The sequence below is a fragment of the Janthinobacterium sp. AD80 genome (assembly GCF_002878455.1).
Lineage (GTDB): Bacteria > Pseudomonadota > Gammaproteobacteria > Burkholderiales > Burkholderiaceae_D > Janthinobacterium.
In genome coordinates, this window is the sequence record NZ_NRDQ01000138.1 from 1 (window position 1) to 9,830 (window position 9,830).

General features: G+C 61.3%; 6 protein-coding genes and 2 pseudogenes. 3 read left to right on the top strand and 5 right to left on the bottom strand.

Going from position 1 to position 9,830, the window contains the following annotated elements:
• Window positions 1–328 (top strand): LytTR family DNA-binding domain-containing protein (locus JaAD80_RS22545; protein WP_146012485.1); only part of this gene is annotated, 328 nt, incomplete at its 5' end.
• An 18-nt stretch (window positions 329–346) separates the two neighbouring features.
• Here the strand turns inward: JaAD80_RS22545 and JaAD80_RS22550 are convergent.
• The 3 genes and pseudogenes from JaAD80_RS22550 to clpS form a co-directional block, all read right to left on the bottom strand.
• Window positions 347–3,736, bottom strand: a complete 3,390-nt coding sequence (locus JaAD80_RS22550) for a S41 family peptidase (RefSeq protein ID WP_102297667.1) — start codon at window positions 3,734–3,736, stop codon at window positions 347–349.
• Window positions 3,737–3,948: 212 nt separating this feature from the next.
• Window positions 3,949–6,250: pseudogene (gene clpA / locus JaAD80_RS22555) on the bottom strand (ATP-dependent Clp protease ATP-binding subunit ClpA).
• On the bottom strand, window positions 6,247–6,549 hold the full coding sequence (gene clpS, locus JaAD80_RS22560; protein ID WP_034751577.1) for an ATP-dependent Clp protease adapter ClpS: 303 nt from the start codon (window positions 6,547–6,549) through the stop codon (window positions 6,247–6,249). The pseudogene clpA and the gene clpS overlap by 4 nt, the downstream one beginning before the upstream one ends.
• Window positions 6,550–6,870: 321 nt before the next feature.
• Here clpS and JaAD80_RS22565 point away from each other — a divergent pair, with 321 nt between their 5' ends.
• Window positions 6,871–7,074 (top strand): cold-shock protein, encoded by a 204-nt coding sequence (locus tag JaAD80_RS22565; protein WP_010395943.1) that lies wholly within the window; start codon window positions 6,871–6,873, stop codon window positions 7,072–7,074.
• Window positions 7,075–7,163: 89 nt separating this feature from the next.
• Here JaAD80_RS22565 and icd read toward each other — a convergent pair whose 3' ends face one another.
• Window positions 7,164–8,417 carry an NADP-dependent isocitrate dehydrogenase gene (gene icd, locus JaAD80_RS22570; protein WP_102297669.1) on the bottom strand — a complete coding sequence of 418 codons (1,254 nt, stop codon included), beginning with the start codon at window positions 8,415–8,417 and terminating at the stop codon, window positions 7,164–7,166.
• Window positions 8,418–8,751: 334 nt separating this feature from the next.
• Between icd and JaAD80_RS22575 the strand changes: the two genes are divergently transcribed.
• Window positions 8,752–9,315, top strand: a complete 564-nt coding sequence (locus tag JaAD80_RS22575) for a pseudouridine synthase (RefSeq protein WP_102297671.1) — start codon at window positions 8,752–8,754, stop codon at window positions 9,313–9,315.
• An 84-nt stretch (window positions 9,316–9,399) separates the two neighbouring features.
• Here JaAD80_RS22575 and JaAD80_RS31615 read toward each other — a convergent pair.
• Window positions 9,400–9,830 (bottom strand): annotated as a pseudogene (locus tag JaAD80_RS31615) (hypothetical protein); the annotation flags it as partial.

The window sequence follows — 9,830 nt, forward strand, 5'->3', positions numbered from 1 at the left end:
ACCGCGCAAGGTCTTCATCAAGGATGGGGAGCGCTGCTGGTTTGTCGCGTTTGACGACATCCGCCTGCTGGAATCGGAAGGCAACTACACGCGCGTGCATTTCGCGGCGCAGCGGCCGCTGATGCTGCGCTCATTGAACCAATTGGAAGAGCGCCTCGATCCCGCGCAGTTTTTCCGCGCCAACCGGCGCCAGATCGTCAACCTGGCGCAGGTGGAGCACGTGGCGCCGAATGCGGCCGATGGCCTCGACCTGCGCCTGCTGGACGGCGGCGTGGTGGAAGTGTCACGCCGCCGCACGCAGCAGCTCAAGGCCGTCGCCGGCCTGTAGCCGCGTGCGCCCTGCGCATCACTTCAGCGCCGGTATCGCCTGTGGCTGGAAGGCGGGACGCGGCTGTTCCTTGAGTTTTTTCGCCAGCATGTCCAGCGCCACTTCCAGTTGACGGTCGGCGCCGTTGAAGGTGGCATGCGGCGGGTTCTCCACCTCCACGTCCGGCACCACGCCCACGCCTTCGATCAGCCACTGGCCATCGATGCCGAACTGGCCGTTTTCCGCCACGCGCGCCATGCCGTTGTCCGACAGGCGCGTATTGTCGCTGAGCCAGACGCCGGCGCCGGCCGTGCGCTTGCCCACCAGCGGTGCCAGTTTCAATGCCTTGATGCCGGCGGCGAAGGTCTCGCCATCCGAATACGTCAGCTCGTCGACCAGCACCACCAGGTGGCCACGGAAGGTGTTCTGCATGTTCGACGACGGCTGCACGCCCGGCGGCGCCCAGTAGGCCCAGGCCTTGCGCAGCAGTTTCTCGATGATCCAGCTGTCGATATTGCCGCCGTTATTGCGCCGCACGTCGATGATCAGGCCTTCGCGGTTGATGTTGGCGTAGAAGTCGCGCGCGAACGAGGCAATGTCGGCTGGCCCCATGGCGCGCAAATGCAGGTAGCCGATGCGCCCTTGCGAGGCGGCCGCCACCTGCTCGGCGCGGCTCAGTTCCCAGTCGCCATAGCGCAGCGCCGTCTGTTTTACCATGTTGACGGGCTTGACGATGACGGCGCGCTGCGCGCCAGTGCCCGTACCGCGCCTGACCTGCAGCAGCACCTGCTTGTCCGCCTGGTTCAGCAGCAAATCGCTGATGTCGCGCGCCTGCAGCACATCCTTGCCATTGACGGCCGTGATCACATCGCCTTCCTTCACGTCCACGTCGGGATGCGACAGCGGTGCGCGCGCCGATGGCAGTTCCGCTTCGCTGCGGTAGATATGCTCGACCTTGTAGCCATCGCCGGTACGTGCCAGCACGGCGCCCAGGCCCGCCGGCGCGCCTTCCTGCTCCGTGCGGCGCAATTCGCCGGGACGGATCTGCGAATGCAGGGCGCCCACTTCGGCCACCATCATGCCCAGTACATCATTGAGCTCGGCGCGGTCCGTGACCCGCTCGACCAGCGGCGCATACTTGTCGCGCGCCGCCTTCCAGTCCACGCCGCGCATCTTCGCGTCGTACAGGAAGTCGCGGTGCAAGCGCCACGCATCGTTGAACATCTGCTTCCATTCCAATCGCGGATTCGACACGAAGCTCCAGTCGTCGACCTTCACCTTGGCCTTCGACAGGTCGGACGGCAGCTTGGCGCCCGCCTCGATCACCAGCATCTCGCCCGGGCCGGTCTCGGCCGCGCCGGTTGCGGTCCGGTAGTACAGGTGCTTCTTGTCCGTCGCCAGGTCGAATTCGCGCACATTGGCCACCAGCAGTTCCGGTTTCGAGCCGGTATTGCCGATCGCCAAGGTCTTCAGGCTGGACTTGCGCTCGGCGCCTTCCCGTTCCAGGAAGTACAGGCGCTTGCCATCGACGGCCAGCGCGTTGTAGTTGCCCGGCGCCAGTGGCACTTCATACAGGCGCTCGGCCAGGCCCTTGAGGACGATGTCCGGCAGGCTGGCCGGCGCTTTCTTGACGGTGCCCTTGCCGCCCGCCTTTTCCAGGGCCTTTTCCGCCGCCAGTTCGGCGGCCTTTTCATCGTCCGTTTCAGGCGGCTTGACGCCAGGACGGCTCAGCTCATCGTCGGGCTGGAACGGAAAACGGTTGCCCGGCTGCAGTGCCAGCGCATACACGCCGATGCGCTTGTCGAACACGGGTCCCATGTTGCGGTCGCCCCACGGTGAACCATTGGCCAGCTGGAAATTGCGCGCCGACATGAAATACAGCCACTTGCCGTCCGGCGAAAACACGGGCGAACCGGAGGTATAGCGGTCGCTGGTGACGAACTGCAGCTGTTTCGATGCGAGGTTGTACAAGCCGATCTGTTCACGCTGCTCGTTGCTGGCCACGCGCACGATGGCCAGGTTGCGGCTGTCGGGCGACCATTGCACTTCATCGTGCTTGTCGACGCCCGCCTTGCCCGCGTCGTCGATCAGTTGATTGCCCTTGGTCGCCAGGTCCAGCAGCCAGAAACGGCCCTTCTTGTCCGTGTGCGCCAGCCAGCGCCCGTCCGGCGACGGGTACAGTTTCCAGCGGTGGTTATTGCCCTGCGTCGTCAGCTGCTCGCCCTTGCCCGAGCCGTCGGCCGCATATTTCCAGATCTCATTTTCACCGCTCGTGTCGACGATGGCGAAGACGGATTTCTCGTCGCTGGAAAAGACGGCGTCGCGCGCCCGCGCCCCTTCGGGAATGGCGATATCGACGCGGCGCTGGCTGCCCGTGCCGGCGATGCTGACACGCCCCCGCGCCGTCAGGATGATGCGCTCATCCTTGCCGGACAGCTGCACGTTGGAGAGGGTGTCCAGCGGCGAGCGGATCTGGCGCGCGCGCTGCTGGTCGAAGTCGGACACCAGGCTGATGGCCAGCGCCTGCGACTGGCTGGCGCTTGGTGCGGCCAGGTCGAGCACATGCAAATCCGCGCCCAGTTGATACACGATCTTGCCGTCGCCCAGCTGCGCATTGCGCACATCCCACTGCGTGTGGGCGGTCAGGGCGCGGCGGTCGGAACCGTCAGGCAGCATGCTCCACAGATTGTCGCTGCCGCCTTCATCGCTGATGTAATACACGCGGCCCTGCCACCACATGGGGCGCTTGTTGTTGCCGGCCAAGACGGCGGCATCCTTGTGCATGGGCACGGCTTCAGCCTTGCCGCCCAGGTCGTAGCGCCACAGGGTGGCATGCGCGCCGCCCCGGTAGTTGCGCACATTGTCATTCGTCACGGCCAGGCCGAAACGCGTGAAATACAGGGTGGTGCCTGCATCGTCGAGCACGGCGTCATTCGCGTCGGCGACGGGAAACACGCGCCGCGCCAGCTTGACGGGATCGATGGCGGCGACGATTCGGCGCGAAGCGGGACCGTCCGTGTTCTGCGTGCTGACCAGCACCTCGCCCTGCGCCGTCCAGCCCAGCACCTGCACGCCGCCATTATCAAACGAAATGCGGCGCGGCAAGCCGCCCGCCAGCGGCATCACATACGCTTCCTGCGCCCCCTCATACGAAGCGGAAAAGGCCAGCCACTGGCCATCGCGCGAAATTGCCGCGTTCGTTTCATAGCCGGGATGCGTGGTCAGGCGCTGCGCGGCGCCGCCGCGCACGCTGCTTTTCCACAGGTCGCCTTCGGCGGTAAACACCACGGTATCGCCGCGCACGGCGGGGTAGCGGAAATAGCTGCTGGCGGCGGAGGCGGCAGTGGCGGTGGCGGCGACTGCGGTGGCGGCACTGCCCAGCAGGCCGGCGGAACACAACAGGAGGGCAAGAGTACGGGAAATTTTCATGTGAGCAATCTATAAGCGGTCATGGAAACGGAACGATGTGGAGCGCGGCCGACATCGCGAACCTGATTCTTGCATAGCTTATGCAAAAGCAATACCTATTTTTAAACAAGACGATTTCCACAACAGTTTCCATAGCGCCCGTCCTGGACGTAAAAAAACCCGCACCACTTGCGTGGGCGGGTTTTCTGCTTGAGGCGTGGCGGCCGGCGCGATTACTCCACTTCCACCGTTTCCGGTGCGGCCGTCGGCGCCGCGTCTGGCGGTTCCGGGAACTCCAGCAACACTTGCTCCTTGTCGTCCAGGTCGACGGTGACCTTGCCGCCGGAGACCAGGCGGCCGAACAGCAGTTCGTCGGCCAGCGCCTTGCGGATCATGTCCTGGATCAAACGTGCCATCGGACGCGCGCCCATCAGCGGATCGAAGCCTTTCTTGCCGAGGAAGGTGCGCAGCTTTTCCGTGAAGACCGCTTCGACCTTTTTCTCGTGCAACTGCTCTTCCAGCTGCATCAGGAACTTGTCGACCACGCGCAGGATGATTTCCTGGTCCAGCGCGCGGAAGCTGATGGTCGCATCGATACGGTTGCGGAACTCCGGCGTGAACATGCGCTTGATGTCGGCCATCTCGTCGCCGGCCTGCTTCGAGTTGGTGAAGCCGATCGACGTCTTTTGCAAGCTTTCCGCGCCCGCATTCGTCGTCATGATGATGATGACGTTGCGGAAATCGGCTTTGCGGCCATTGTTGTCCGTCAAGGTGCCATGATCCATCACTTGCAGCAGGATATTGAAAATGTCCGGATGGGCTTTTTCAATCTCATCGAGCAGCAGGACCGCGTGCGGCTTCTTGGTGATCGCTTCCGTCAGCAAACCACCCTGGTCGAAACCGACATAGCCCGGCGGCGCGCCGATCAGGCGGCTGACGGCGTGGCGTTCCATGTATTCCGACATGTCGAAACGGATCAGTTCGATACCGAGGATGAAGGCCAGCTGCTTCGCCACTTCGGTCTTGCCCACGCCGGTCGGACCGGAGAACAGGAAGGAGCCGATCGGCTTGTCCGTCTTGCCCAGGCCGGCACGTGCCATCTTGATGGCCGAAGCCAGCGCGTCGATGGCAGGATCTTGCCCGAACACCACGTTGCGCAAGTCGCGGTCGATGGTTTGCAGCTTGCTGCGGTCGTCCTGGTTAACCGTTTGCGGCGGAATGCGCGCGATCTTGGCGATGATGTCCTCGATCTCGGCCTTGCCGATGGTTTTCTTTTGCTTCGACTTCGGCAGGATGCGCTGCGCCGCGCCCGCTTCATCGATGACGTCGATCGCCTTGTCGGGCAGGTGCCGGTCGTTGATGAAGCGCGCCGCCAGTTCGGCCGCCGTCGACAGGGCCGAAGCCGAGTATTTCACGCCATGGTGCTCTTCGAAGCGCGATTTCAAGCCGCGCAGGATCTGCACGGTTTGCTCGACGGTCGGCTCGTTGACGTCGACTTTCTGGAAACGGCGCGACAGCGCATGGTCTTTTTTCGAACACGCCACGGAATTCCGTGTAGGTGGTCGCACCGATGCACTTCAGCTGGCCGTTCGCCAACGCCGGCTTCAGCAGGTTGGACGCATCCAAGGTGCCGCCCGAGGCCGAGCCCGCACCGATGATGGTGTGGATCTCGTCGATGAACAGGATGCCGTTCGGATTGTCCTTCAGTTGCTTGAGCACGGCTTTCAGGCGTTGCTCGAAGTCGCCGCGGTATTTGGTACCGGCCAGCAAGGCGCCCATGTCCAGCGAATACACGACGGCATTCTGCAGGATTTCCGGCACATCGCTTTGCGTGATGCGGTAAGCCAGGCCTTCGGCGATGGCCGTCTTGCCCACGCCCGCCTCGCCGACGAGCAGCGGATTGTTCTTGCGGCGGCGGCACAGGATCTGGATCACGCGGTCGACTTCGTCCTCGCGACCGATCAGCGGGTCGATCTTGCCTTCGGCGGCGGCCTTGTTCAGGTTTTGCGTGAACTGGTCGAGCGGGCTTTCCTTCGGCTGGCCGTCGACCGGCGCTTCTTCCACGCCTTCGGAGGCTTTCGCGCTTTCCGTGGATTGATCCTTGCGCACGCCGTGCGAAATGAAATTGACCACGTCCAGGCGCGTCACGCCCTGCTGGTGCAGGTAGTAAACAGCGTGCGAATCTTTCTCGCCGAAGATGGCCACCAGCACATTGGCGCCGGTGACTTCCTTCTTGCCATTCGAGGCGGACTGGACATGCATGATGGCGCGCTGAATCACGCGCTGGAAACCAAGCGTCGGCTGGGTGTCGACTTCGCCCGTGCCAGGCACGGTCGGCGTGTTATCGCCGATGAAATTGGTGAGGGTCTTGCGCAGGTCTTCAATATTGACCGCGCAGGCACGCAATACCTCGGCAGCGGAGGGATTGTCCAGCAGTGCCAGCAATAAATGCTCAACCGTAATGAATTCGTGCCGTGCCTGCCGAGCTTCGACAAACGCCATGTGCAAACTTACTTCTAATTCCTGCGCAATCATACTTCCTCCATCACGCACTGCAGGGGGTGCCCCGCCTTGCGCGCATGCGTTAAAACGAACTCCACTTTGGTACACGCTATATCTTTAGAGAACACGCCGCACACTCCTTTGCCGTAGCGATGAACACTGAGCATGATTTGCGTCGCCGTTTCACGGTCCTTGTTGAAATACTCCTGAATGATGGCCACCACGAATTCCATCGGGGTGTAGTCGTCATTGAGCAAGGCCACCTGGTAGAGCGGTGGCGGCTTCAGCACTTGCCGCTCCAGCAGGGTTTCTGTGTCGTGCTTGGTTGCCATACGCTTATTCTAATGCTTTCACAGTGGTTGTCATGCGCAATATCTACGCCTTTCCAATTGTTTTCAATCTTACGCGTTTTCTTAATACTGCGCAGATGGCGACCTTGCGGCCAAAATCAAGAGTTGCTTTTTTGGTCGTTGTGAAGAATTTGGCAATATCGGTGGAAAAGCGCTTGACTTCATTATTTATTCCGCCAACAATGCTGTATCGACTGTTGCAGTAATGTACAGCTTGATAAGAAGTGAGACGTCGAGGAGGGGGCAAGAAGCTTCTTGCTTTTATGGCTCGTGTGATTTGTTTTAATTTTGAAAGTTCTTTTTATGGCAACAGGTACAGTTAAGTGGTTCAATGATTCCAAAGGTTTTGGCTTCATCACTCCAGATGACGGCGGCGAAGATTTGTTTGCTCACTTCTCCGCAATCAACATGAACGGTTTCAAGACCCTCAAAGAAGGTCAAAAAGTTCAATTCGAAGTCACGCAAGGCCCTAAAGGCAAGCAAGCTTCCAACATCCAAGCAGCCTAAGCATCGCCGGCCCTCAGATGTGAAAAACCCCGTTTCCACGAAGCGGGGTTTTTTTTCGTCCGCAGGGCGCGCCGCGCCCTGCTCCCCTATTACATGTGCTCGATCATCACCTCGCCGAAGCCGGAGCACGACACTTGCGTGGCGCCTTCCATCAGGCGGGCAAAATCGTAGGTGACGCGCTTCGAGGCGATCGACTTCTGCATGGCGGAAATCACCAGGTCGGCCGCTTCCAGCCAGCCCATGTGGCGCAGCATCATTTCCGCCGACAGGATCAAGGAACCGGGATTGACGTAATCCTTGCCCGCGTACTTGGGCGCCGTGCCGTGCGTGGCTTCGAACATGGCAACGGAATCGGACAGGTTGGCGCCCGGCGCGATGCCGATGCCACCCACTTGCGCGGCCAGCGCGTCGGAAATGTAGTCACCGTTCAGGTTCAGGGTGGCGATGACGCTGTATTCGGCCGGACGCAGCAAAATCTGTTGCAGGAACGCGTCAGCGATGGAATCCTTGACGATGATGTCGCGGCCCGTCTTCGGATTCTTGAACTTGCACCAGGGGCCGCCATCGATCAGCTCGGCGCCGAATTCCTTTTGCGCCAGCGCATACGCCCAGTCGCGGAAACCGCCTTCCGTGTACTTCATGATGTTGCCTTTGTGCACGATTGTCACGGACGGCTTGTCATTGTCGATCGCATACTGCAGGGCCTTGCGGACCAGGCGCTCCGTGCCTTCGATCGACACGGGCTTGATGCCAATGCCGGACGTGGCCGGGAAGCGGATCTTGCTCACGCCCATTTCCTTGACGAGGAAGTCGATCAGCTTTTTCGCCCCTTCGGAGCCTTGCTGGTATTCGATGCCTGCGTAGATGTCTTCCGAGTTTTCGCGGAAAATCACCATGTCGGTCTTTTCCGGCTCTTTCACGGGCGACGGCACGCCAGTGAAGTAGCGCACCGGGCGCAGGCAGACGTACAGGTCCAGCTGCTGGCGCAGGGCCACGTTGAGCGAACGGATGCCGCCGCCGACGGGCGTGGTCAGCGGCCCCTTGATGGAGACGACGTAGTCTTTCAGCACGTCCAGCGTTTCCTCTGGCAGCCACACATCGGGACCGTACACTGTCGTCGATTTCTCGCCTGCGTAGATTTCCATCCAGCTGATCTTGCGCGCGCCGCCGTAGGCCTTGGCCACGGCGGCATCGATCACCTTGATCATGACCGGACTGATATCGATGCCCGTGCCATCGCCTTCGATGAAGGGAATAACGGGATTATCTGGTACATTCAGCGAAAAATCGGCGTTGACGGTGATTTTTTGGCCGTCAGCAGGTACAGTGATATGTTGATACATCGTGATCTCCGAAGTGGGACACACCGCAGGCAGGCACTTCAGGGCCGGCGGTGCGCTCTGCGTTTGCAGAGTTGACAAAAACAAGTCCGAACATGGCGGCAACAACGCACTTTAGCAGGGAAAGAAGACCCAGGCCATGCGCATCGCAACGCCGGGCGCAATGACAAAGAACCTGAGCGCCGCGCCGCCTTAGCTTGCAATGAGTCTTCTATAAGATATAAGACAAACATTTCACATTATGCACCAGTATCCTACAGGGCGCCACGCTTTTGCGGCGCCGCCCAAGCGGACATCATTTCATCATCATTCTTTGCTTCACTGACCATCCAGACGCATGCCACTTATCCTCTTCAATAAACCATTCCAGGTGCTGTGCCAGTTTTCACCGCAGGAAGGCCGCGCCACCCTGGCCGACCATTTGACCATTCCCGGCATTTATCCGGCCGGCCGGCTCGATGCCGACAGCGAAGGCCTGCTGCTGCTCACCGATGACGGCCGCCTGCAGCACGACATTAGCCACCCCGACCGCAAGGAAGCGAAAACCTATCTGGTGCAAGTCGATGGCGTGCCCGATGCGGCCAGCCTGGCGCGCCTGCAGGCACCGCTGGACCTGGGCGACTTCGTCACCAAGCCGTGCAAGGCCGTGCGCATCGCCGAGCCGGACTGGCTGTGGCCGCGCAACCCGCCCATCCGCGCGCGCGCCGACAAACCCACGTCCTGGCTGGCCATCACCTTGAAAGAGGGCAAAAACCGCCAGGTGCGGCGCATGACGGCGGCCGTCGGCCTGCCCACCCTGCGCCTGGTGCGCAGCGCCATCGGCCCGTTTTCGCTGGCCACCCACCCCTTGATGCCCGGCGAATGGTGCGAAGTGCCGGCCGACAGCATCGGCAAGGCGTGAGCGGATCAAGAAAAACGGGAAAAACCGCGTTCGCCGCTGACTTTTGCCAATAAGCACTATTTATTTTTAGATAATGCATTAAAATCATCCCACCTTCACATAATGAAAAGGAAAGATGATGACGAAAGCAATTCTCGCCGTGGCCGCTACCCTGCTGGCCGGCGCCGCATTCGCACAGTCCGGCGCCCAGGTGCACGCTTCGGCCGCTACCGATGCCAGCAAGCCGGCGGCGCCGCCCGCATCGGCCGCCAGCCACGCATCGGCAGCAACCGACGCCAGCACCGCCGGCGTTTCCGCCTCGAAGCGCATGACGATCACCGGCGTGGTGTTCGAAGCACGGGCCAGGCCGAAGCCGTCCGCGTATTCCACGCGCAGGCCGTCGATGGTGATGATCTGTTCGTTGCCGGGGAAAACGGCGTCGCGGCGCAGCATGTCCATCAGCGCGACGTTCTCGCCTTCCTTCAGGTCCAGGTGAAGTTCGGGCGTGCTGTCGGACTGCGGCAGGGAATTGAGCA